The sequence below is a fragment of the Paenibacillus wuxiensis genome (assembly GCF_040195695.1).
Lineage (GTDB): Bacteria > Bacillota > Bacilli > Paenibacillales > Paenibacillaceae > Paenibacillus_B > Paenibacillus_B suaedae.
On the sequence record NZ_JBEFZI010000003.1, the window covers coordinates 600,266 to 625,729 of the forward strand.

Sequence of the window (25,464 nt, forward strand, 5' to 3'; positions counted from 1 at the left end):
TAATGGCAATAACCTTAGCCATTCCTCTTCACCTCAATGTTGTTTCTTTTGCGTTTCTAGCTGTAACGATAACCGCTAACGACCACAAAAACAGAAAAGAGCGGCCTCTTGCCTGCCGCTGCACATATTTGAGCACTACGCATGACAACAATATCGTCGTACGATAGGAAACATACAACGATTAGGCTGGTATCAACCGATAATTAGGTGAATCTGATATATAGGTTACTAAAAAGGTCAGGATGTGAGTGCAAATGTATATGCGGAGCAGCTAGCTTTACGTCCCCTCTGCCAGTAGGATTTTTACTTTCATCAATCCCCTAGCTATAGCCATAAATCCCTCTTCTTATTGAATAAGTCTGCTGCACCCTTGTAAGAAATATCTGTCGACCTCTTTAAACAACACACGTTTATAATAATCTACCTTTTCGGTATTTTGATGACAATCTCATAATGATCATCATGATCATGTTCATCCGTTTTAATTTTTAAGCCTGATCCAGTCACAAGATCGATTGACTGTCGAATCGTATTCAGCGCAAGACGTACATCCTTTGTATATGAGATACGCTTCGATTTCTTCGCCTTGTGAACCTCTTTATAAAACGCGACTCGTGCCTCTGTCTGCTTAACATTCAATTCTTTTGCGATAATCTCCTCAAGCAGTTTGAGCTGCAAATTCTCTGAATCGAGACCAAGCAATGCTCTTGCATGTCGCTCTGTAATCTTGCGTTCCATTAAGGCCTGCTTCACTACATCCGGTAGATTCAGCAAGCGAATTTTATTGGCTATTGTAGACTGGCTCTTGCCAAGCCGTTGCGCCAAGCTTTCTTGCGTCAAATTGTGCAAATCAATGAGCTTCTGATAAGCATATGCTTCTTCAATCGCTGTAAGCCCTTCACGCTGCAAATTCTCGATCAAGGCAATGGATGCCGCCTGAGCGTCATTAATTTCTCTTACGATGCCCGGGATCGTATCCAAGCCCAACTTCTTGACAGCACGCCAACGGCGCTCTCCGGCAATGATTTCAAATTGCCCGTTTCGCTGGCGGACAACGATCGGCTGAATAACACCGTGCGTTTTGATCGTCTGACACAGTTCATCAATACGCTCATCATCGAATATAGTTCGAGGCTGATAGGGACTGCTGACAATCTCATTCACCGGAAGCTGTTTCACTTCATCCAGCGATTGACGCTCCGCAAAACCGAATAACCGAGACAGTTGTTCTTTCATTTCCGTATAATACCACCTAACTTCAAAATAATGCCAGGCACATGAAGAAGCGGCAGTGCTCTGCTCCATTCTTGATCTTCTGCCCTACGTCGCTCAAGGAGGCAATTGGGCTGCGATTCCCGCTACTCCTCGCAATTTTCCATTCCCTTTACGTCCTTCGCGATAATGATAGAGTAGGACATCTGACTTGAACCATTTCTTTCCTTCGACAAAATTTTACGCTCTGCCTTTATGTATTCTCCAAGCTTGTGCCTTTTTCCTGCCTTTTCTTGTACACGATAAAAGAAAAACTTCGAATGATATCTGTTGCCGTCGTTACACTTCTATTCTAACCACTTTCTTGATAACACCTTATCTATCATGAACATGTTTCACGTGAAACATTTCCCCACATTCTATCACGTTAGCTTCTTTATCCTATCATAAATAATTGCAAAAAATTAAGTTGCCTCCTTAACATTCTATGAACTCTTACCACCTCTATAAATATGAAAATTATTCCATGTAAATAGAATAAAGCGGAGGATGCCCCCCGCTCCAAGCTGCTATATGTTTACTTGAGTTTTTTGAATTTGTACGTTGCCAGCGGCATCTTCCATCCGGATAAATATATTGTGCTTGCCCTTTTTAAGCCCTGACCCTACAAGAGACACGTGGAACATCCTCTTGTCTTCATTGAATCTCACACTCTTCCAATCTCCTGTGTTCGAAGTACTCCACTTCACATCAATCAGGGCCGGCTGCTTATTTCCCGAGGCAATACGAAACATAGGTCGTACCGCATAATCAAGGGTTAGCATCATGTCTTGAACCGTCCCTTGCACAACTCCACGTTCCGCCTTTGCCTTCATAAAGGTTGCCCTAGGGGCTTCACGATCGATATAGATAATTTGATCGTCCTTCATCTCCGAACGTCCATCCGCGAACACTTTACTCTTCAAGTTATACAACCCATCTGGCAGTTTACGGCCCGTCACATCTGTACCATTCCATTCGTTCGCATGCAATCCATTGGTAGGATTCGGCTTATTGAATAATAAATATTCACCTTCAGCCTTCTTCCCTATGTCAATACGACTCGCTGTAATAATCATCCGATCGGCGTCGCCTGGCAAATAATAATGGAATCGGATTGACTTATGTTTGTCCCCGTTCGGCGTGAGCAGTTGATCGTCTGCAAACCATCCCGTCAGCAGCGGATAATGACCGGAACCATGTATCAATTGGAAAGGGATTCGTAGCAATTCTGTTCCGTTCGTAAGCTGGAGGCTCCCAGTAAGGATTCCCGTCTCCTTAAGAGTGGTTAGATCCCATACAACAGGAACACGGACTGTCTCGCCAGGCTGCAACGTAATGGAAGCAGGATAGGAGATGTCCCATTTCCTTGCTTCGGATGACAATGTAACCTGATAGGTTATTTCCTGCGCGGTGCGATTCGTCACCTGGAACGTCTGCTCCTTCTTTGTACCGCAAGACTCTGATCCAACTACTCCATACGTTAACGCCGTGGGCTGTAGGAAGGTATGCGCATCCAGCGCTTTATCTATATTTACGAGCCCTGATCCCTGTGCGTGATGCGGATATTCCGTTCCATTGTTATCCGTAAGCTTATCCGCTGAAGTCATCAGCGCCGACTTCACCATTGCAGGCGTCCACTCCGGATGTGCCTCTAGAATGATCGCGGCTGCGGCCGACACATAAGGGACGGCCATGCTCGATCCGCTCATATTCCCATAACCCTGCTCATATAGATCACGCGGCATTGAGCTGCGTACATCAATCCCCGGAGCTACAAGATCCGGCTTCATAAGCCAAGTGCCTACAGCGGGTCCGCGAGAACTCATCGCTGACATTCGACTTCTCTGCTCTTCTCCCCACTGCCAGACTGCCGACTTGCCTTGCTTCAACATCGTCGCTCCTTGTGGAGAAATCGTAGCCGCGGGAATAAGTCGATGATCTTGCTCATTATGAATATTAATATTAATCTCCGGTTCCCACTCTACCTTCCCATCCTGATAGAACAGAATACCGCTAGCCTTCGCTCGGCATGCCGCTTCATAATAAGATGTTACCGAGGAACTGGGACTCCTCACTACGATCCATTTCCCTTGGTGCTGCTTCTGTGTAATTACTTTAGGACTGTCCCCACTAACGAAGACAACATCAGCGGTGCCCTGCTTCGGAAAAGCAGGTGTATTTCTATCTGAAATTAGGCGTATGCTGCGATCGTTCTTCGAGAGCGTTGGTTCATAAGTAGGTAAGGTAGATGCCCCAACGGTGATGACATCATCCACCAGTCCTGGCGCTGTAATACTCCATAGCTTCTCCCCTGCGTTGCCGCTGGAGTTGACCACAACCACCCCTTTGCTTGCTGCATCCGCAATTGCCTGGGACAGTGGTTCATCTGGAGCATCGATATCTGAATGCAGGGATAAATTAATGACTCTCGCTCCATCTTCAATCGCACGCTGCATTGCCTTTGCAATCGTAGACGTGAATTCATGACCTTCAGGGGCGACCGCACGGTAAATGAGCAGCGAGGCGCCAGGCGCTTGCTGTGCCACAATACCAGCAACATGCGTGCCATGTCCCTTCTCATCTTGTGGAAACTCATCACCTTCCACAAAGTCATATGCCTTCACAATTCGATCCTTCAGCAAGGGATGCTCCATATCTGCACCAGAATCGATGACGGCGACTTTAATCCCTTTTCCTGTGTATGGATCATCTGTCTTCGCTGCTGTATGAGATGGATCGAGCATTGGCCCACCTACAGGCAGTAGCGGCGCTTGAGCAGAAGCCGTCCCCACTCCAAGAGGAGCAGCCAATACCCCAGCAGCAACAATCAAAGCGCATGAGGCCTTCCATATCGGTTTGTACCAGCAATCTATGTTCATTCAATATTTCCTTCTCTCTAAGCTCTTCATGATGTCTCTTAAATCGTAACATAGGATAGAGAGGGAAAGATTTACGCCACTGTAATCTAGCTGTCCCAATTTTTCTCAATCAGTCCTGCTTGCTCCGCTGATAGATTCATAGCCTTCTCCAACTCAAGTAATTGAGGTTTGATAATGCTGTAAGAGCTGCTCTACCTTCGATTGAATCATTGTTCGTAATGATTCAGGCTTTACTGCTACCACATGACTGCCATACCTCATGAAATATTCGGCGATAAATGATTCTTCTACTGGATTGTAGAATCCTGTAATGACGGTCCGTTCACCGATATCTAGTTTCATAGAAGGATAAGATTCTTTATAGAAGATGTCCTTGGCCTGTTCTTCAATTTCTACCTCGAATCGAATATGGTGCACCGACTGGTATAGTTCTAAAGAGCGGCTAACTAGTTCATCAAGTGAAAAGCGGGATTCTTCTGCTTCCACCTGCATGGAGGTAACTTTATCGCATCGGAACACTCGTTGTTGATTTGTATTTACCTCTATCCCTGTTGCGTACCATTGACCGAACTTAGCAGAAATTTTGAAAAATTGAACCCGATAACTCTTGCTGCCCTTATTCCGTGTATATTGAATGGTGCAGATGTTTTCATGAAGAATGCTCTTCAAGATTTGTTCCAAATAAAGACTTACATGATGATGCTGATTGCTTTCCAATTGCAGAACCTTTTTCATGCTACGAATCTTCTTGATTTGTTCTTGCGAAAGGCACTTTTCAAACTTTTCTTGCAGCTGATTGACATGCATATGAAATGGAGTAGATTGATAAGATTGCAGCGTCAGCATGGCGAAATACAGAGCGTAAACTTCATCAAGCGTAAAGATAATCGGCGATAGCAATCGATTCTGCAAAATACCATATCGCCCATGACATCCATATTCCGAATAGATAGGCATGCCTAATTGTTCTAACGAGCGAATATCACGCAAAGCTGTACTTTTTGAAATCTGGTACTTATCCATGAGGTCTTGTAAATTAAAGAACTCTCGACTATTTAAGTATCTGAGCATGTCTTGTAATCGTTCTAATTTATTCATGCGAATCTCCTTATTAAAGGTGTCATGATTTGATACCTTTAGCAATTATGATAAAACCAAGGCCAAATATCAAATGCTAAAAGATATCTGCCAACCATGATGATCCACAAGGAGACTGATACGATGAGCGCAACACTGGAAGTCGCTATTTTCCTGTCCATGAACGGACAAGCACGGGAAGCCATTCATTTTTACAAACAACATTTGAACGCGAAGGAATTGCTGGTTGTGACCTATCAAGACATGGCGAAGCGTGACAGCTCCATAACGCTTACGGAGGACAACAAGAATCAGATTACTCACTCTGTCTTATCGATTGGCAGAACGAAAATAATGATTGCAGAAGATACAATGAACCCTGGGGAAGCCTATACTGTTGGCAATAACACGTCACTGTGCATTCAGAGCGCTGATTTAGAGGAAGTGGAACGATTTTATGCCAGCTTGATTACGGATAAACGGGTACGCATTATTGTCCCGTTATCGAGCAATATATTCAGCAAAGCCTACGGTATAATCGAAGATCCGTTCGGTATTCACATCCAATTGATGTTTGATTCCAGATTACAATCATAGCCGAATATTAGTTGCATCCGCATCGACTGACACAAAAAAAGAGGCCGAACGTTTTCAGCCTCTTTTCCTTATTTTAACTTACCTTACATAATTGGTGTCTTCAGCGGCGTGCCGGGCTTACGTGGGTAAGCCTTCGGTGTTGGCCCCTTCTTCGACATCACTATAATGTGACGCTCGGACTGCTCCACCGGAAGCTTCAATGCATGGTCAGCTGTAAATGTGGCCTGCAGCACTTGTAGGCTTCGCTTCGCCTCCACAATCTCTTCCTGTGGATCTGTCCCCTTCATCGCTGCGAATGTGCCGCCTGGACGCACGAACGGCAGGCAGAACTCATTCAGCACGTTCAATCTAGCAACAGCACGTGCTGTGACAAGATCATACTGATCGCGGTGCTCCGGCTTGCGAGCAACCTCCTCAGCACGCCCATGAATACAGCTAACCCCCGTCAATCCAAGCTCCTGCACCAGATGATTCAGAAATACAATTCGCTTATTAAGGGAATCAACAATCGTCAACTGAAAATGCGGGAACATAATCGCCAGTGGAATCCCTGGGAAGCCTGCCCCTGAACCGATATCAGCCATACGCTTGACTTCCTTCATATTGACATGGAAGCCTAGTGTCAGTGAATCGTAGAAGTGCTTCTCGTATACGAGCTCACGCTCGGTGATGCCGGTCAAGTTCATCCGCTCATTCCAATCCACCAACACCCGATAATACGTCTCTAATTGATTCCACTGTGTATCTGTAATCGGCGGCCATCCATGTCCGGATAGCCAGCCTTGGAACTGTTCTTGCAATGCATCCATCACTGGAAATCTCCTCTTCTGCAGTTAATGTCCCCAACCTGCATACTTGGCACAGCCCGCTCACCCGAATTACGACTGAGCGTGCTTCTCGGCTGTTACGCGGTTGTAATGCTCCAAATATACAAGCAGGATTGAAATATCTGCAGGAGTTACACCAGAAATACGCGATGCTTGCCCTATCGACAACGGGCGAATCTTCGCTAGCTTCTGCTTCGCTTCCGACGCAATGCCATGAACCGCATTATAATCGATATCCTGCGGAATCAGCTTCTTCTCCATCTTCGCCAGACGCTCTACTTGTAGCAGCTGCTTCTCAATATATCCTGCATACTTAATCTGAATCTCGACCTGTTCCTTCATTTCTTCATCCAACTCAAGCGGCGACGGGAATAACTTATCCACATGTGCATAAGATATTTCTGGACGTCGCAGCAAGGTAACGGCGTCACAACCGTTCGTCAGTGGAGCAGAACCCGCTTCTGCAAGCATTGCCTGCACGGCTTCCTCCGGTTTCACCTTTGTTGCCTTCAAGCGCTCCAGCTCTTGACCGACCAAGTCAAGTTTGTGCTGGAATGAAGCGTACCGCTCATCGGTAATAAGACCAATCTCATGCCCGATATCCGTCAAGCGCATATCCGCATTGTCATGGCGAAGCAGCAGTCTATATTCCGCGCGGGACGTAAGCAGACGATACGGCTCATTCGTCCCCTTCGTTACGAGATCATCGATCAACACGCCAATGTAAGCTTGCGAGCGATTCAGGATGACAGCAGGCTTGCCCTGCACCTTTCGTGCAGCATTGATGCCGGCCATAACCCCCTGCGCAGCAGCTTCCTCATAACCCGATGTTCCGTTAATTTGTCCAGCTGTGAATAAGCCATCTACCTGTTTTGTCTCCAGCGTTGGCCACAGCTGTGTCGGCACGACTGCATCATACTCAATCGCATATCCAGTTCGCATCATTTCCGCGTTCTCGAGTCCCGGGACAGAGCGCAGGATTTGCAACTGAACATCTTCAGGCATACTCGTGGACAGTCCTTGTACATAATACTCAGCTGTATCCTTGCCTTCCGGCTCCAGGAAGATTTGATGCTTCGGTTTATCCGCAAAGCGAACGATCTTATCTTCAATGGACGGGCAATAACGAGGACCTGTACCTTCAATGACACCAGAGAACATCGGTGCACGATGCAAGTTATCATTGATAATGCGATGCGTATTCTCCGACGTATACGTTAGCCAGCAAGGAAGCTGCTCATTATCGGAAGACTTCGTTTCATAAGAGAAGAACTTCGGATGATCGTCTCCAGGTTGGATTTCTGTTTTGGAAAAGTCGATTGTCCCTCCATTCACCCGCGGAGGAGTACCTGTCTTGAAGCGAACGAGATCAAATCCGAGATTGCGCAAGCATTCGGACAGCTTCAAAGACGGTTGTTGGTTGTTTGGGCCGCTCTCATACATCAACTCACCGATAATGATTTTGCCCCGCAAGTACGTACCTGTCGTTAAGACAACCGTTTTCGAGCGGAAAATAGCACCTGATTTAGTGATGGCACCTACACATTTACCGTCTTCCACGATCAATTCCTCGACCATGCCTTGACGCAGCGTCAAGTTCGGCGTTGTTTCTACTGTTTCCTTCATTTTTGCCTGATACAATACCTTGTCGGCCTGAGCACGCAGCGCGTGGACAGCTGGCCCTTTCCCGGTATTGAGCATCCGCATTTGGATGAAGGTTTTATCGATATTGCGGCCCATTTCTCCGCCTAATGCATCGATTTCGCGTACAACATGGCCCTTAGCTGGACCGCCAATCGAAGGGTTGCACGGCATGAAAGCAACCATATCTAAGTTAATTGTCAACAGCAACGTATTGCAGCCCATCCGTGCAGAAGCAAGTGCCGCTTCACAGCCCGCATGGCCCGCTCCGATAACTATTACATCATATTGTCCCGCCTCAAATGGCATGGGGCTCCCTCCTTTAACAACTTTCTCTATAAATAAACAGCACTCACGGCAGCAAGACCTTTCACCGTAATCACAACTCTCTATTTTCCAAGACAGAACTGGGAGAAGATCTGGTCAATCAGCGAATCGCCTACAGAGTCTCCAATGATTTCGCCGAGCAGCTCCCAAGCGGTGCGCACGTCGATTTGAATCATATCAATTGGTATTCCCTGCTGTGATGCCTCCACAGCGTCTTCTAGTGCCCGCAGCGTCTTCTTGAGCAGCGCAATATGCCGTACGTTGCTGACATACGTCATATCCCCCGCTTCAATTCCACCGCTGAAGAACAACTCGGAGATCACCTTCTCCAGCGCGTCCACGCCTTCCTGCTCTTTCGCGGACATACGCACGATTTGGCTCTCACCAAATGCTTCCTTCAACGGAGTATCATCCAACACCGTAGGCAGATCCATTTTATTCACAATGACAATCACTTGTCTACCCGTAATTTGCTCCATCCATTCTCGTTCATCTGGATGAAGCTCATCATTGTTGTTCACGACGAAAAGAATGAGGTCTGCTTCTTGGAGTGCACTGAGTGAACGCTCCACCCCAATTCGCTCCACCACATCTGTCGTCTCCCGAATGCCAGCCGTATCCAAGAGACGCAGCGGAATCCCGTTAATGGTTACGAATTGCTCGACCACATCGCGAGTTGTTCCCGGAATATCGGTGACAATCGCTTTATTATCTTGGGCAAGCGTATTGAGCAGCGATGATTTGCCGACATTTGGTCGCCCAATAATCGCAGTGACAATACCCTCCCTCAATATTTTCCCCTCAGATGCGGTCTTCAATAGCCGCGTCACTTCTTCCATGACTTGCCCGCATTTATCTTGAATAAAGTTGCTCGTCAGCTCTTCAACATCATGCTCTGGATAGTCGATATTCACTTCGATATGAGCAAGTGTCTCAATGAGTGTATGACGGAGCGACTTAATTCGGGTAGACAGTTGACCTTGTGCCTGCTTCATAGCGATGCTGAAGGCGCGATCCGACTTCGAGCGAATGAGATCAATAACTGCCTCCGCTTGTGACAAATCAATTCTGCCATTGAGGAATGCACGCTTTGTGAACTCTCCCGGCTCCGCCAGACGAATTCCCTGCTGAAGCAGAATATCCATCACCTTCCGCACCGAAATAATTCCGCCATGCGTATTGATTTCGACAACATCCTCCGTTGTGAATGAACGAGGGCCTCGCATCACGCTTACGAGCACCTCTTCTACTCGCTCCCCTGACTGTGGATCAACAATATGTCCATAATGTATCGTATGGCTGTCCGCCTCTGTTAGCTTCGTTTTTGAACGGAATATGCGATCCACTTCAGCGAAAGATCCTTCTCCGCTTACTCGGATAATCGCTATACCGCCTTCGCCAAGCGGTGTAGATACCGCTGCGATTGGTTCGTAATTCATCCTAATAATGACCTCCGCACATATAGGGTACATTTATATTATCTCATTTTACGTCAAACGCCTAATCATGAAATCCCGTTCAATGAGTCAAATAACGAAAAAATGCAATGAGAGCACCCTGAACCAGGCGCAATCATTGCATTTTCTATCTGTCTATGCGTTCTGAATAGAGGTTATTCATAAGTGCAGCCATGCCTATTTAATCATAATGACTACGCGTCGGTTAGGCTCCTCGCCTTTACTGCAAGTTTTTACCTTCGGATGATCCTGCAGCTTCGCATGAATAATCTTGCGATCCTGCGCCGTCATCGGCTCCAGTACAACCTCTTGCCGGGAACGAATCACTTTGTTCGCGAGCCGCTCAGACAACGATTCGAGCGTTTTCTTACGCCGTTCGCGGAACTGCTCTGCATCAAGAATAATACGGAGATGATGCTTGGAATAACGATTGGCTACCAGGTTCGCCAAGTATTGAAGCGAATCAAGCGTTTGACCGCGGCGCCCAATAATAAGACCCAAGTCCGAGCCGCTAATATCAAGCGTTACCGTGTCCTTCCTCTTATGTACTCCAATTTCCACATCAAGCCCCATCGAGCGGGCAACATCCATAATGAATTGCTTCGCTTCTTCAATCGGATCAATATCGTCTGTAGAGTCAGCATCCATCTCCTGATCTCTATCCTTCGATACTGCTGCTGCCTGCATGCCGGCCACAGCAGATGCTGTCTGAACTGGCTTCGATGACGATGATTGTGTTGTAGGTTCAGAGAGCGGGACATCCTTGTCCGGCAAAAGAGTCAACTCGACCTTCGCTGGACGAACGCCGATAAGTCCAAACAGCCCGCGTGATGGCTTTTCCAGCACGCGAACAGATACGCGATCCTCGGTTACGTTCATTCGTTCCAAACCGTTCTTTATTGCATCTTCGATCGTCTTTCCCGATACAACGAGCGTATTCATTTCGCCGGATGAACCTCCTTATCCTTATCGCGATAAAGGAAATAGTTCTGAACAATAGTAAAGACGTTGCTGTATACCCAGTACAACGGAAGTGCCGCTGGGAAGTTGATCGACATGACGAAGATCAACACTGGGAAGATTAGCATCATGAATTGCATAGGGCCTTGCATTGGGTTTTGACTTGCCATCATCTTCGACTGCACGAATGTCGTCAATGCAGCAACGACCGGCAATACATAAAACGGATCCGCCTCACCCAGTTTGAGCCACAAGAATGTATGCTCACGAATGGCAGAGTTCATGTAGATCGAATTATACAAAGCAATAAAAACTGGCATTTGAATGAAGATTGGCAAGCATCCCGCCAACGGATTTACGTTGTGCTGTTGGAACAGCTTCATCGTTTCTTCCTGCTGCTTTTGCGGATTATCCTTATGTTTCTTCTTTATTTCAGCGAGCTGAGGTTGCAGCTTCTGCATTTCCTTCGAGCTGCGCATTTGCTTAACTGTAAGCGGCAAGATACACAGACGAACAATAACGGTTAGCAGCAAGATGGCGAATCCATACTCCCCGCTGAACCAGCCTGCGAATGTATCAAGTGCTAGTGAAAAATAATAGACCACGTTACGCTCCCAGAAGTTACCCTGCAGCAAATCCTCCGTCTTCAGCGTAGTGGTCGTGGACGTACATCCCGACAATACAACGATCAACAGCACAGAAACCGCTACCAAGAGCCATTTGCGGTTCGAGAACAACTTGTTCAGCGACAATAGCATAACCCCTCTCTTAACCTTCCGATTCCAACAGTAAATATATCACATTTCCCCTGTTAAAGGAAACGATTCAACAGGTGTATCGTGCGATCTTGCTGACAAATTACATTCATTTATATATAGAAGCTTTTCGCATGACATGATGGACGCTCTTGGCAAGCTTGTCATAGTCCATTTCCGTCGCGCCTTTACGCACAATGAACACCAAATCGACATGATCCATAATGCGATCTGCCTGAAGTCTGACAATTTCCTTGATCATGCGGCGCATTCGATTGCGCACAACCGCATTGCCAATCTTTTTGCTCGCCGATATCCCAACGCGGAACCGTTCAACCTTCGGCTGGGCATAAACATACAGTACAAGCTGATGATTGGCAAAGGAACGACCATTGCGATAAACACGAGTAAAATCTGCGCGATCCTGCAGCCGATACTCTTTTTGCATCGGATCTTTCTCCTATCTCTCCGGATGAACTCCGCTCGTCCCTACTCTAAAATGCTTGATTGGTATGATCAAAGTATGGGCACCTGCGTAACGGAATAAACATTTCTTCTACTACATTTTATGTGACGCCTTTATGACGAAAAACGTATGATTTTCGAGTAAAAAGAAAAAAAGACCACCGAGGTGGTCTTGTATTCACGCGATCTTATGCGCTCAATACTTTTCTGCCTTTTAGGCGACGAGCAGCCAACACCTTACGGCCGTTTTTCGTGCTCATTCTTTTACGGAAACCGTGAACTTTCTTACGTTTGCTCACGTTAGGTTTAAATGTCGGTTTCAACGTATTGCACCTCCTCGAACGAGATATGTCATGATGAACCATTCATTGCTACGTTTATCTGTCTGCGCAAAATTCCTTTTTACATTTAACCAGAATACGCGGGAAAAGTCAATCCTCACCGTTTCTCCTATCATCTCTTTTCGATTCCGAATTCACATCATAATGAAAAATAACATTCTTATTATGTATAAAAAAGATTATCCACACTTCGAACTTCGATCATGCTCGACACATTTTGTTATACACATGTGCAAAACTAAAAAATATCGACAATTCCGTCCCCTTGCCTGTGTACAAAAAATAGCGGACCTTTGTCTGGTCATGTCGAAAAGAAACAAGTTATGAACAATATCTAGTGGTGTAGATAACATTTATGCACAAGTTATTGAATTTGTGGATAAAATAAGCCCGATCATTGAAATATAAGGCCTCATCTGCTATGATTATATTGCTTTTCGGTTGTGAATAGCGATTGTGGATATTTACTTATCAACAGTCTGTGGATAAGGTTGTGAACAATTTATACTCACATGTTTAGAACTTGTTCGACATGATCTGCATATTGTGGATAAATAGTTGTAAGAAACGGTATACTTCGACAGCAACATGTCTGATGTTTCGTGGAAAACGCGAGAAATTTTCTCGACTGGAGCACAAGCATATCGACATGTAAGCATAGACCCCGACAATACGCTCTTTTCGAGGACAGGCTAGTTCATGATGATTTTACGTCTTGTGAATCTTCTTCCTCATTAAGAGGGCTTTCTGCGCCTTGCGGAGCCTTTTTGCGTCTTGTCGGGGCAATTGTCCTTTTTTCAGGCGTAATTGCCGGTAAGCGCGTCATATGAAGACGCAGCAGGCTTGAAGGAGTGAAACAATCTGTGGAGCGCCAAGCAAATGAACATTGGCAGGAAATATTGTCCGTCATCCAGACGAAGCTAAGCAAACCTAGCTTTGATACCTGGTTCAAGGCCACGAAAGCTGTAAAGTTTACAGACTCACAGCTGCTCATTACTGCACCGAATACATTTTCGGTGGAATGGCTTGAGAGCCGGTATACGAAGCTTGTCAGCTCAACAGTGATGGAAGAAACGGGCAAGCAAGTGGACGTCAAGTTCATTATTGAGGAAGCAGCTCAAGCGGAAGCAGAAGTCGTACAGCCACAGGCTTCACCGGCTCGAGTCGCTGTCTATGATGAACCGGCTTCCAATATGCTTAACCCAAAATACACGTTCGATACATTCGTCATTGGCTCGAACAATCGCTTCGCGCATGCTGCATCGCTCGCCGTCGCTGAAGCGCCGGCTAAAGCTTATAACCCGCTCTTTTTATACGGAGGAGTAGGTCTCGGCAAAACGCATCTCATGCATGCGATCGGTCATTATATTTTGGAGCATAATCCCGCAAGCCGCGTCGTCTATACGACGTCGGAGAAATTTATGAATGAATTCATTAATGCCATTCGGGATAACCGCGGAGAAAGCTTCCGCAACAAATACCGCAATATTGACATTTTGCTTATTGACGACATTCAGTTCTTGGCAGGGAAGGAACAAACCCAGGAGGAGTTCTTCCATACATTCAATGCACTGCATAACGAGAACAAGCACATCGTCCTCTCCAGCGATCGCCCTCCTAAGGAGATCGAAACATTAGAGGAACGGCTGCGTTCTCGCTTCGAATGGGGTCTTATTACGGATATTCAGCCGCCGGATCTCGAGACGCGAATTGCGATTCTGCGCAAGAAGGCTAAGGCCGAGAACTTGGATATACCGAATGAAGCCATGGTGTACATCGCCAACCAGATCAATACGAACATTCGTGAGTTGGAAGGTGCGCTTACGCGCGTTGTCGCATTTTCCACGATGACAAATCAGGATATCACGACTCACTTGGCTGCAGAGGCACTCAAGGATCTCATCCCGTCCAGCCGTCCGAAGATGATTACGATCCAGGACATTCAGCATAAGGTCGGGGAGTTCTATGGACTTAAGATGGAGGATTTCAAGGCACGCAAGAGAACGAAAGCCGTCGCTTTTCCCCGTCAAATTGCCATGTATTTATCGCGGGAGCTCACTGATTATTCCTTGCCGAAAATTGGTGAAGCCTTTGGCGGACGAGATCATACAACCGTCATTCATGCCCACGAGAAAATCACCCAAAATCTGCAGCAAGATCAGGAACTTTATAAGGTTGTACAGAACCTGATCGACAAAATTAAAAATCCAACGCTGTGAACAACATAACAAGCCTATACACAATCTATACACATGTGGATAGGCTTTACTTTATGCCTGTTCAAGAGGGTTATCCACATATTCAGTGCCCCTACTATTACTACTATTATTAAAAAAGAATATATAGATCATCATAAGAAGAGCACATATTCGGCATATCTCGACTCAGAGCAACCGGATATAACAAGATTCGTAACAGATAGCAACAGTAGAATGAGCGCAAATTGGCGTTAGGGAGTGAACGTATGAAACTTTCGATATTGAAAAATGAACTAAATGAAGCGATACAGAACGTATCTAAAGCGATTTCCAGCAGAACGACGATCCCCATTTTAAGCGGGATTAAGGTTGACGTTACGTTCCAAGGGGTTACCCTTACTGCTAGTGATACGGATATCTCTATTCAAACCTTTATTCCAGTTGAGGATGATCGCCAGACGATTGTTCAAGTAGAACGTCCGGGTAGCGTTGTTTTGCCGGCTAAGTTTTTCGTAGAAATCATTAAGAAATTGCCTTCCCAAGATGTAGAGATCGAAGTGAAGGAGCATTTCCAGACATTCCTTCGTTCCGGTACAACAGATATCCAGATGGTCGGACTTGATCCAGAAGAGTATCCTGTTCTGCCTAGCATCGAAGAAAACCAAGTGATTACAGTCAATGGCGATTTGCTGAGAACTATGATTAAGCAAACCGCATTCGCTATTTCTTCCAACGAAACAACACCAATTTTGACGGGTGTATTGTGGAATCTGAGCGAAGGTAATTTGAAATTCGTATCCACAGACCGCCACCGCTTGGCAAGCCGTATGGCTGATATCCAAGCAGACCCAGAGATTCGTTTTACGAATGTTGTCATTTCCGGTAAGACGCTGAACGAATTGAGCAAAATCATCCCTGATCAGAACACAATGGTGGATATTGTCGTTGCCGACAACCAAGTGTTGTTCAAAATCGATCGAGTTCTATTCTATTCGCGTATTTTGGATGGGACGTATCCAGATACTTCTAAAATTATTCCGCAAAACTACAAAACAGAACTTATTTTGGACACAAAAAAGCTCATCGATGCAATTGACCGTGCTTATTTGCTGTCCCGTGAAGATAAAACGAACATTGTCCGTCTGCAGACGAAGGAAGATGGTACAATAGAAATTTCCTCCAGCTCATCTGAGCTAGGCCGTGTTACAGAGCAATTGGATGTGAAGGAATTCAAAGGGGATCCGCTTCGGATTGCTTTCAACTCGAAATATATGCTGGATGTGTTGAAGGTTGTCGAATGTGAAAACATCTTCATTGGATTTACAGGGGCAATGAGCCCAATCATCATTAAGCCGACTGAACACGTCAGCAGCTTGCATCTCATTTTGCCATACCGCACCACAAATTAAGATAGGGTTGGTGCATCTGCATCACAAGGAGGATACGACATGAATGACATCCAAATTCGAACGGAATTCATTACGCTAGGGCAGTTTCTGAAGTTGGCTAATTGCGCTTCAACAGGCGGTCACGCCAAAATTATGCTGGCAGAGAACATGGTGAAAGTAAACGGTGAAGATGAAGCGCGGCGCGGCCGGAAGCTGTATCCGGGCAACGTTGTCTCAGTAGATGGATGCGGTGAGTTCCTCATCGTTTCATCTCAGGAGGCTTAATCGAGTGTTCGTCAAATCGATCGCTCTGCAAAATTATCGCAATTATGGCGCGCTCGAATTGAATACAGACAATCGAGTTAATATTTTTGTCGGCAATAATGCGCAGGGGAAGACCAATTTGCTCGAATCCATATTTGTGCTTGCCCTGACGAAATCACATCGGACACCACGAGATAAAGAACTCATCGGATGGGAAGCAGAGCATGCACAGCTTCGAGCATCTGTAGAACGGAAGTACGGAACAGTTCAGCTGGAGCTAAACATTTCTCGGCAGGGGAAAAAGGCAAAGCTGAATGGTTTAGAGCAGCGTAAGCTGAGCGGCTTCATTGGTGCGCTTAATGTTGTCATGTTCGCCCCAGAGGATTTGGAGATCGTAAAGGGATCGCCAGGCATTCGCCGGAGATTTCTGGATATGGAGATTGGCCAAGTTCAGCCAAGCTATCTATACCATCTGCAGCAGTATCAGAAGGTGCTCTTGCAGCGCAACAATCTGCTCAAGCAAATGTGGAGCAGCCCAAGCGGACAAGCGAATACGATGCTCGATATATTCAATGAGCAGCTTGTTACGAATGGTGTTAAAGTTGTAAAGAAAAGGAAACAATATTTAAAGAAACTCCAATCATGGGCGGAGCAAATTCATGCCGGTATCACGAATGGCAAGGAAGCTCTTACCGTTGAATATAGTCCATCGTTTGCGATGCCAGACGAAGATGAAGCTGTCTTATTCGAGCAATTTATGTTAAAGTTAACACAGATGAAAGACCAGGAGGTGCGGCGCGGCATGACACTTGTCGGACCGCACCGGGACGATCTTGCCTTCTACATTAACGGCAAAGAAGTGCAAACCTATGGATCGCAAGGTCAGCAGAGGACGACAGCGCTGTCGTTGAAGCTGGCTGAGATCGAACTGATGCACGAGGAAATAGGAGAATATCCTATCCTACTGCTCGACGATGTTCTGTCTGAGCTTGATTCGATGCGCCAGACGCAGCTGATTGAGACGTTTCAGAGCAAGGTACAAACGTTCATTACGACGACAGGCATTGAAGGCATTAATACGAGCAAGTTGCATGATGCAAATATGTTCCACGTGGAAAATGGGCAAGTCATGCGGTAAGAGGTTGTTCTAAGGGGAGTGAGCGCTATGTATATTCACTTGGGCGGAGAAAGAGTCATTCGTTCCTCGGAACTGGTCGCCATTTTTGATGTATCGATAGAGAAATCATCTAAGCTGTCTAAGCAGTTCGTGGCGAATGCGCACAAAGTGAAAAATGTTGAGGCGATAGGCGAGGAAGAAGCAAAGTCCATCGTCGTGACGAAGGGAAAAGTATTTTACTCTCCGATATCATCTACAACATTGAAGAAGCGTGCGCATCATTTTAACGAGTAAGCGAACATTGCATATGGCCTTGTTGACAGCGTCATCTCTATATTCCACTGCCTAGCAGTTGGGATTGCTTGGGATGATGCTCTTGCAATTACATGCGATTGGCATAATGAACGGTACTGAAATTAGAGAAGTAGGTGAAGGCATGTCTGTGAATCATAACACGTATGATGAGAGCCAGATTCAGGTGTTGGAGGGCTTGGAAGCCGTACGCAAACGGCCGGGGATGTATATCGGTTCAACGAGTGCCAAAGGTCTGCACCATTTGGTATGGGAAGTCGTCGATAACAGTATTGACGAGGCGTTGGCTGGGTATTGCACGAAAATCGAAGTAACCGTACATGAAGACAACAGCATCACGGTCGTGGATAACGGTCGCGGTATTCCAGTCGGGATACAAGAGAAGATGAAGCGCCCGGCTGTTGAAGTTGTTATGACCGTGCTTCATGCGGGCGGTAAATTCGGCGGCGAAGGATACAAAGTATCCGGCGGCTTGCACGGTGTTGGTGTCTCGGTCGTAAATGCCTTGTCTTCGAGCTTAATCGTTACCGTGAAACGAGACGGACATATCCACCAGCAGGAATATCATCGCGGGGTTCCTCAAGCCGATTTGGAGATAATCGGAGACACGGAGGAGACCGGCACAACGATTCGGTTCCAGCCCGATCCTGAAGTGTTTACAGAGACGACGGTATACGAATACGACACACTTTTGTCCCGTATTCGCGAGCTCGCATTTTTGAACAAAGGCATCCAAATGGTGCTTACCGATGAGCGTACTGGACATTCAGAAACATTTAAGTACGACGGCGGTATCAAGGAATTCGTTGAGTACCTGAACCGCAATCGTGAGAAGATGCATGAGCAGCCCATTTACGTGGAAGGCTCCAAAGATAACATTGCGTGCGAAATCGCACTCCAATATAACGATAGTTACACCGAGAATATTTACTCTTTTGCCAACAACATTCATACGCACGAAGGTGGTACGCATGAATCTGGTTTTAAGAGTGCCCTTACGCGAATCATTAACGATTATGCTCGGAAGATGAATCTCATGAAGGACAATAACTCCAATTTAAGTGGGGACGATGTTCGCGAGGGTCTGACCGCGATTATTTCCGTGAAGATTCCAGAGCCGCAATTCGAAGGACAAACGAAGACGAAGCTCGGCAACAGTGAAGTACGCAGCATAGTGGAATCCGTATTTTCTGAGAAGTTCATGGAGTTCTTGAACGAGAACCCGATGGTTTCGAAGAAGGTCGTTGAGAAGGGGATGCAGGCATCCCGAGCTCGAGAAGCAGCTCGCCGAGCACGTGAGTTGACGCGCCGCAAGAGTGCGCTGGAAGTGAGCTCCCTTCCAGGTAAGCTGGCGGATTGCTCTTCCAAGGATGCTGCACATTGCGAATTGTTCATTGTCGAAGGTGACTCTGCGGGCGGTTCTGCGAAGCAAGGCCGTGATCGCCATTTCCAGGCGATCTTGCCGCTGAAGGGTAAAATCTTGAACGTTGAGAAGTCTCGCTTGGATAAGATCCTATCCAACGCAGAGATTCGTGCCATTATTACGGCGCTCGGTACAGGGATCGGCGAAGACTTTGATCTTGAAAAAGCTCGCTATCACAAAATTGTGATTATGACCGATGCTGACGTCGACGGTGCTCACATCCGAACACTGCTATTGACCTTCTTCTATCGTTACATGCGCAAGCTTATCGAAGCGGGATACGTGTACATTGCACAGCCGCCGCTCTATAAAATTGAGCGCAACAAAATTGTTCGATATGCAGATAGCGATAAGCAGAAGGACGAAATTATCGCAGAATTCGGTGAAGGCGTGAAGATCAATGTTCAGCGTTATAAAGGTCTTGGTGAGATGAATGCAGAGCAGCTGTGGGAGACGACAATGGATCCTGAGAGCCGGAAAATGCTCCAAGTTTCGTTCGATGATGCCAAGATGGCAGATGATGTGTTCGATACGCTCATGGGTGATAACGTTGAACCACGACGTGATTTCATCCAGCGCCATGCTAAGTTTGTTAAAAATCTTGATTTCTAATCGTATCCTACCACTTGGAATCATGCACTCCATCGCGAAGCGCGGTGGATCGATATAACAATAAAGCCCCAGTTCCACATCAGGACTGGGGCTTTGGTATGGTAGCGTGCTTCAGTTGATGCAGTAGGTGAGAGGAATCCTTGTTACTTCAATCGTCCATAAGCTTTGGCATTTCGGACGATGCGGCGATAAGCAGCAGGGTTGAATGTGCGGTACACGTAGATAGCGGGCTTCGTATTGACCTCTAAGATCCAAGGGTGCATGCTTTTGTCAATCGCAATATCGAGCCCAAGCTCCTTGAGACCCTTGTGCCCCTTGCTCAGTCGTGCCCCGACGGACAGCCCGATTCGTTCCAACTCGCTGCGGAGCTGCTGAGTGGAGCTTGCATTTAAGTGGGGCTTCAAGAGAGTTCGCAGCGATTCCATCTTCCCTCCGTTGCTGACGTTCGTTACAATCTTGTGGGCAGCCGCCTTTCGACCGAAGATAGACATAACCTCCCACTTGTTGTTCACATTTTTTTGCACGAACACACGGAGATCGAACTTCCTTCCCCGGTGAGACAGCATGTGGACTCCTTGTTGAATCAAGTACTTTCGTTTTCCGATTCTGGTTTTGATTTTGGCCAGGAGAGAGTCTATTTCGGTGAAGGTGGCCGTGGAAGTACCTTCTCTCAACTCGAATGAGTCATTGGCGTGCTGCTTAACACGCATAACGCCTTTGCCATGAGTGCCTAGGTCAGGTTTCACATACACCATTTGATATTGATTCAGCATCTCCTTCAACCGGAGAGCACTATAGATGGACGTCTTAGGAATATACAAACGTAGTGAGGAGTCCTGCAAAATTTTCGTCTTTTTCCATTTGCTAAATATACGCCGGCTGGACAAACATCATCACCCTTTTCCAAATCAGTCATTTTATTTTTTGAACGGGTAGGGAGCAGAGGGATATGAAGTTGATATCAATGTATGATCAATCGGGCAAATAGAAATAGTACAATCAACTATATGTCGTGGAAAATGTTCGGATTTTGGGCGGTTTCATGGAACGTTTAATTGTATCTCTTTTGTGAAAGTAATATAATATAAATAGTGCAGTTAAGGAATTGATGAGTATGATTTTATCCGCATGATCAAGCTAGAGTAGAAATTATCCCTTGTGAACATGGCGCCTTTTTAGTCCATAATGGTTTGTGTTGCCATGTGGGGAGTTTCGATATGGACTAGATAAAAGATTATTCGTCCGTGGAAATGGTTCGACTCCATTTATGGGGGGGAAGGGCCGTTTTCGCTTGTAGAGAGCAAATATTGCATTTTGCTAGATGATGATGACGCTGTTAAATACGAATTTTAAGGAGGTCCAGCATGGCGGAAGAACAACAACCGCAAATCAGGGATCGCGACATCGGCACGGAGATGCGGGAATCATTCCTGGATTACGCGATGAGTATCATCGTAAGCCGCGCTCTGCCGGACGTGCGAGACGGATTGAAGCCGGTTCACCGACGTATTTTGTATGCGATGTCAGACCTCGGCATGTCACCGGACAAACCGTATAAGAAATCAGCGAGGATCGTTGGTGAAGTTATCGGTAAGTATCACCCGCATGGTGACTCTGCCGTATATGAGACCATGGTGCGTATGGCCCAGGATTTCTCGCTTCGTTACATGCTCGTGGATGGTCACGGGAACTTTGGTTCCATTGACGGAGACTCAGCTGCGGCGATGCGTTATACAGAAGCGCGACTCTCCAAGATTGCCATGGAACTGCTTCGTGATATTAACAAAGAAACGATCGACTTTGCTCCGAACTATGACGGCGAAGAGCAAGAGCCTGTTGTATTGCCGGCTCGCTTCCCAAATTTGCTCGTGAACGGGGTATCCGGTATCGCAGTAGGTATGGCAACGAACATCCCACCGCACAACCTGACGGAAGTCATTGACGGTCTGCAGGCGCTGATTCAGAATCCAGAGTTAACGCCAATGGACTTGATGGAATACATCAAGGGCCCAGACTTCCCAACATCCGGATTGATTATGGGTCGGGAAGGTATTCGCCAAGCGTATGCGACTGGCCGCGGATCTGTTACGATGCGGGCACGTGCGACAATCGAGGACAATAACGGCAAGGCTCGTATCGTTGTTCACGAATTGCCTTATCAAGTCATTAAGGCTCGTCTCGTTGAGAAGATTGCTGAATTGGTACGCGAGAAGCGCATTGACGGCATTACTGACCTTCGTGATGAATCTGACCGCAACGGAATGCGCGTTGTTATCGAACTGCGCCGTGATGTGAACCCGAATGTCGTTCTGAATAACTTGTACAAGCATACAGCGATGCAGAGCAACTTCGGCATCAATATGCTGGCGCTTGTGAATCAAGAGCCTCGCGTTCTTAATTTGCGTGAGATGCTCCATTATTATTTGGAGCACCAGATCGAAGTAATTCGTCGTCGTACCGAGTACGATTTGAAGAAAGCCGAGGCACGTGCACATATTCTCGAGGGCCTGCGCATTGCGCTTGATCATATCGACGAGATTATTGCGCTTATCCGCGGCTCGAAGAATGACGAAGAGGCTCGTGAAGGGTTAATCACTCGATTTGGTCTAAGCTTCGACCAAGCACAGGCGATTCTCGATATGCGTCTGCGCCGTCTGACAGGCTTGGAGCGCGAGAAGATCGAAGCTGAATATAACGAATTGCTGATGAAGATCGCGGAATACCGTGAAATCTTGGCGAACGACCAGCTTGTGCTGACCATCATCAACGATGAGCTTGAAGAAGTGAAGCAGAAGTATGGGGATGAGCGCCGTACAGAAATCACGATTGGCGAGGATAGCATACTTGATGAGGATCTGATCCCTCAAGAAGATGTTATCATCACCATTTCGCATAGCGGATATATTAAGCGTCTTCCGGTAACGACATATCGTAGCCAGAAGCGTGGAGGCCGTGGTGTAGTTGGTATGGATACGAAGGATAATGATTTCGTAGAGCATTTATTCGTGTCCAACTCTCACCATTACCTGATGTTCTTCACGGACAAGGGTAAGGTTTACCGCATCAAGGCGTATGAGATTCCAGACTTGAGCCGCACGGCGAGAGGAACGCCAATTATCAATTTGATTCAAATTGAACAGGGTGAGTCCATTAGTGCGGTGATTCCAGTCGTGGAATTTGAATCTGACAAGTACCTGTTCTTTGCAACCCGCCAAGGGATCGTGAAGAAGACTCCGCTTGACGATTATGTCAACATTCGCAAAGGCGGCTTGATTGCCATCAACCTTCGTGATGATGATGCGTTGATTGGGGTTCGCCTGACGGACGGCGAGCAGGAGATCATTATGGGTACGAAGATGGGAATGTCGATCCGATTCTCTGAGAACGACGTTCGCTCCATGGGACGTTCGGCTACAGGCGTCAAAGGCATTACGCTTGATAGTGAAGATGTCGTAATTGACATGGATGTAGTCAATAAGGAGAACGATGTGCTTATTGTTACAGCCAAAGGCTACGGCAAACGTACCCCTATGGAAGACTATCGAATTCAGAGTCGTGGCGGTAAAGGGATTAAGACGATCAATGTAACGGACAAGAACGGTGCAGTCGTCGGCTTGAAGGTTGTACAGGATGGAGAGGACTTGATGATTATCACTGCATCAGGAACAATTATTCGTACAAGCATGTCGGGCATTTCCCAAATGGGTCGATACACGCAAGGTGTGAAGCTCATCAATATCCGCGACGACGATTCCGTATCTACGGTTAGCCGCTGCGATAAGACTGAGGATGATCCTGAGGAATCCTCTGAAGAATCGTCTGAAGAAGCAGAACAAAATCCGGGCATGACAGAGAGCGAAGCACCTTCTGCCTCCGAACCGGAATTAGAATAGAATGATGAACGTGAAGATGCAGCAGCAGTGTGAGCATTGACAACAGGTAGGGCGTATTCTTTTATAGAGTGCGCCCTTTTCCTTGATATAAGCAAATACATAACGATAACCGAGTCAAATTCATATGAAGAGGCCAACAGGAGAGTGTAATAACCTATGGTATTCATCCCCGTCTCGCAAGCTAAGCCAGGAGATCAATTGGAGCAGGACGTGATAACAGGGCTTGGCGGCGTAATTATGAATAAAGGAAGAACGCTCAGTGTACGTGATTTGGATGTGCTCGATGCTTTTATGATCAAATCAGTTGCAGTGGCAAGTTCATATCCTTCGCCGGTTATGGACAGTGCAGGGACACGTGCGGATGCGCCGGATCGCAAAAACAGTGAACCGACCATTCCTCAAGCATCATCACGCCAGACGAGCCATTTTCAACATGATGCCGGCTTTGTAGAATCATGGCTTCAGATGGTGAACCTACTCAAGAATGTATATAAGACAGCAGGGGCTACCAAGCTTCCTATATTAGAACTGCGCCAGCAAATGGAATGGCTGCTTGGACAGAGCGAACATTACTCTCCAGTCTGCTTCCATCCACAAATTAAAGAAATGCTGCAAGGAAATGAAGAAGACTATGTGTATCATAAATCCGCTGCTGTTGCGCTCACGTCATATCTTATCGGACAATGGAGCGGGTATCCTTCCAAAGAAGGGATGCAGATCGCTTTATCTGGGTTGCTGCACGATATTGGGAAGACTAAGGTCGATAGCGATATCTGGTCTAAAAAAGGCACCCTGACGGAAAACGAGAAGATTGAGATGCGCAGACATACCCATTATGGTTATGAGTTGCTTCGAAATGTGCCAGCCATTAATGATGGTGTTAAGCTTGCTGCATTGCAGCATCATGAGCGTATCGATGGGAGTGGGTACCCTCTAGGAGTAACGGGGGAGCGAATACACCCGTATGCCAAGATCGTAGCGATCGCCGATATCTTCCATGCGATGACACAGAATCGAATATATAAGAGAGCTTCTTCTCCTTATATTGCACTTGAGAGATTGAAGGAAGAATCATTCGGCCAGCTCGATCCCCAACTTGTACGCACATTCATCCATAAGGTGGCCCAGATGCATCAGAACGCATTTGTTAAACTGAATGATGGACGGGTGGGACGCATCGTATTTACGGAGGATTCTCACTTGACTCGTCCGTGGGTGTCGGTAGATGGCAGCATCGTTCAACTTACGCAGGAAAGACAGATATGGATAGAGGAAGTACTCGCCGTACATTGATCCTATTGGGCGGTGCGAGTATAGCAGCAACCCTGTAATGGGCTGGTATCGATAGAGTCTGCTATAAGGCTATATGCGGGTGTTAGAATGGCTCTGCAATTAGCTTTATAGCAGACTTATATTCTTTTTAAAGTTTTTTTAAAAAAGTGCTTGCGTTATTATTGTGGGCGTGATATATTATATGAGTCGCCGCTGAGAGACGCGGTGAACGAAAGCGAAAGAGGCATTAAGCTGAAGCGCTGGGTTGAAGATTGTTCTTTGAAAACTGAACAACGAGCAACGTTTGTGAATGAGGTAGCAATACCTCGTCAAAAGATATGAGCAGTTCAAACTTAACTTTAACGGAGAGTTTGATCCTGGCTCAGGACGAACGCTGGCGGCGTG

General features: G+C 46.5%; 20 protein-coding genes. 9 read left to right on the forward strand and 11 right to left on the reverse strand.

The annotated features are described in order from the left end of the window. Window positions 1–420 precede the first annotated feature (420 nt). From noc to ABN764_RS08985, 3 genes are all read right to left on the reverse strand, one after another. Window positions 421–1,236 (reverse strand): nucleoid occlusion protein, encoded by an 816-nt coding sequence (gene noc, locus ABN764_RS08975; RefSeq protein WP_021257546.1) that lies wholly within the window; start codon window positions 1,234–1,236, stop codon window positions 421–423. Window positions 1,237–1,781: 545 nt separating this feature from the next. Beyond that, window positions 1,782–4,133, reverse strand: a complete 2,352-nt coding sequence (locus tag ABN764_RS08980) for a S8 family serine peptidase (protein ID WP_446671630.1) — start codon at window positions 4,131–4,133, stop codon at window positions 1,782–1,784. Between the two features lie 153 nt (window positions 4,134–4,286). After that, complete coding sequence (locus ABN764_RS08985) at window positions 4,287–5,231, reverse strand: helix-turn-helix transcriptional regulator (protein WP_446671631.1); 945 nt, start codon at window positions 5,229–5,231, stop codon at window positions 4,287–4,289. A gap of 123 nt (window positions 5,232–5,354) precedes the next feature. On the opposite strand from ABN764_RS08985, the gene ABN764_RS08990 reads away from it, so the two are divergent. Then, window positions 5,355–5,807, forward strand: coding sequence for a VOC family protein (locus ABN764_RS08990; protein ID WP_174809844.1), 453 nt, complete (start codon window positions 5,355–5,357; stop codon window positions 5,805–5,807). Window positions 5,808–5,890: 83 nt separating this feature from the next. Here ABN764_RS08990 and rsmG read toward each other — a convergent pair whose 3' ends face one another. The 7 genes from rsmG to rpmH all read right to left on the reverse strand — a co-directional run bounded on the left by rsmG (window position 5,891) and on the right by rpmH (window position 12,562). Continuing rightward, entirely contained in the window at window positions 5,891–6,616 is a 726-nt protein-coding gene (gene rsmG / locus ABN764_RS08995; protein ID WP_446671632.1) for a 16S rRNA (guanine(527)-N(7))-methyltransferase RsmG, read from the reverse strand. 69 nt (window positions 6,617–6,685) lie between these two features. Next, window positions 6,686–8,584 carry a tRNA uridine-5-carboxymethylaminomethyl(34) synthesis enzyme MnmG gene (gene mnmG / locus ABN764_RS09000; protein WP_446671633.1) on the reverse strand — a complete coding sequence of 633 codons (1,899 nt, stop codon included), beginning with the start codon at window positions 8,582–8,584 and terminating at the stop codon, window positions 6,686–6,688. Window positions 8,585–8,664: 80 nt separating this feature from the next. Next, window positions 8,665–10,041 (reverse strand): tRNA uridine-5-carboxymethylaminomethyl(34) synthesis GTPase MnmE, encoded by a 1,377-nt coding sequence (gene mnmE, locus ABN764_RS09005; protein WP_268624361.1) that lies wholly within the window; start codon window positions 10,039–10,041, stop codon window positions 8,665–8,667. Window positions 10,042–10,236: 195 nt separating this feature from the next. After that, the gene (gene jag / locus ABN764_RS09010) at window positions 10,237–11,001 is read right to left on the reverse strand and encodes an RNA-binding cell elongation regulator Jag/EloR (RefSeq protein WP_174809002.1); all 765 of its coding nucleotides are present in this window, start codon (window positions 10,999–11,001) and stop codon (window positions 10,237–10,239) included. Then, window positions 10,998–11,777, reverse strand: a complete 780-nt coding sequence (locus ABN764_RS09015) for a YidC/Oxa1 family membrane protein insertase (protein ID WP_446671634.1) — start codon at window positions 11,775–11,777, stop codon at window positions 10,998–11,000. Before ABN764_RS09015 ends, jag begins: the two co-directional genes overlap by 4 nt. Before the next feature lie 106 nt (window positions 11,778–11,883). After that, window positions 11,884–12,222, reverse strand: coding sequence for a ribonuclease P protein component (gene rnpA / locus ABN764_RS09020; RefSeq protein WP_021257555.1), 339 nt, complete (start codon window positions 12,220–12,222; stop codon window positions 11,884–11,886). Window positions 12,223–12,427: 205 nt separating this feature from the next. After that, window positions 12,428–12,562, reverse strand: a complete 135-nt coding sequence (rpmH, locus tag ABN764_RS09025) for a 50S ribosomal protein L34 (RefSeq protein WP_009223341.1) — start codon at window positions 12,560–12,562, stop codon at window positions 12,428–12,430. An 881-nt stretch (window positions 12,563–13,443) separates the two neighbouring features. Between rpmH and dnaA the strand changes: the two genes are divergently transcribed. From dnaA to gyrB, 6 genes are all read left to right on the forward strand, one after another. After that, entirely contained in the window at window positions 13,444–14,799 is a 1,356-nt protein-coding gene (gene dnaA, locus ABN764_RS09030) for a chromosomal replication initiator protein DnaA (RefSeq protein ID WP_021257556.1), read from the forward strand. A 245-nt stretch (window positions 14,800–15,044) separates the two neighbouring features. Further along, window positions 15,045–16,187 (forward strand): DNA polymerase III subunit beta, encoded by a 1,143-nt coding sequence (gene dnaN, locus ABN764_RS09035; protein ID WP_174809003.1) that lies wholly within the window; start codon window positions 15,045–15,047, stop codon window positions 16,185–16,187. Between the two features lie 39 nt (window positions 16,188–16,226). Continuing rightward, window positions 16,227–16,451: a S4 domain-containing protein YaaA gene (gene yaaA, locus ABN764_RS09040; protein WP_021257558.1), complete on the forward strand. Its 225-nt coding sequence runs from the start codon at window positions 16,227–16,229 to the stop codon at window positions 16,449–16,451. Window positions 16,452–16,455: 4 nt separating this feature from the next. After that, window positions 16,456–17,568, forward strand: a complete 1,113-nt coding sequence (gene recF, locus ABN764_RS09045; RefSeq protein WP_021257559.1) for a DNA replication/repair protein RecF — start codon at window positions 16,456–16,458, stop codon at window positions 17,566–17,568. A gap of 27 nt (window positions 17,569–17,595) precedes the next feature. Continuing rightward, a complete protein-coding gene (remB, locus tag ABN764_RS09050) occupies window positions 17,596–17,841 on the forward strand; it encodes an extracellular matrix regulator RemB (RefSeq protein WP_021257560.1) in 246 nt (81 codons plus the stop codon). 142 nt (window positions 17,842–17,983) lie between these two features. After that, entirely contained in the window at window positions 17,984–19,894 is a 1,911-nt protein-coding gene (gene gyrB, locus ABN764_RS09055; protein ID WP_446671653.1) for a DNA topoisomerase (ATP-hydrolyzing) subunit B, read from the forward strand. A gap of 143 nt (window positions 19,895–20,037) precedes the next feature. Here gyrB and ABN764_RS09060 read toward each other — a convergent pair whose 3' ends face one another. Next, window positions 20,038–20,781, reverse strand: a complete 744-nt coding sequence (locus tag ABN764_RS09060) for a YheC/YheD family protein (RefSeq protein WP_446671635.1) — start codon at window positions 20,779–20,781, stop codon at window positions 20,038–20,040. A gap of 477 nt (window positions 20,782–21,258) precedes the next feature. On the opposite strand from ABN764_RS09060, the gene gyrA reads away from it, so the two are divergent. Both gyrA and ABN764_RS09070 read left to right on the forward strand, forming a co-directional pair. Then, window positions 21,259–23,787 carry a DNA gyrase subunit A gene (gyrA, locus tag ABN764_RS09065; RefSeq protein WP_446671636.1) on the forward strand — a complete coding sequence of 843 codons (2,529 nt, stop codon included), beginning with the start codon at window positions 21,259–21,261 and terminating at the stop codon, window positions 23,785–23,787. A 156-nt stretch (window positions 23,788–23,943) separates the two neighbouring features. After that, entirely contained in the window at window positions 23,944–25,080 is a 1,137-nt protein-coding gene (locus tag ABN764_RS09070; RefSeq protein ID WP_268624365.1) for an HD-GYP domain-containing protein, read from the forward strand. Window positions 25,081–25,464 lie beyond the last annotated feature (384 nt).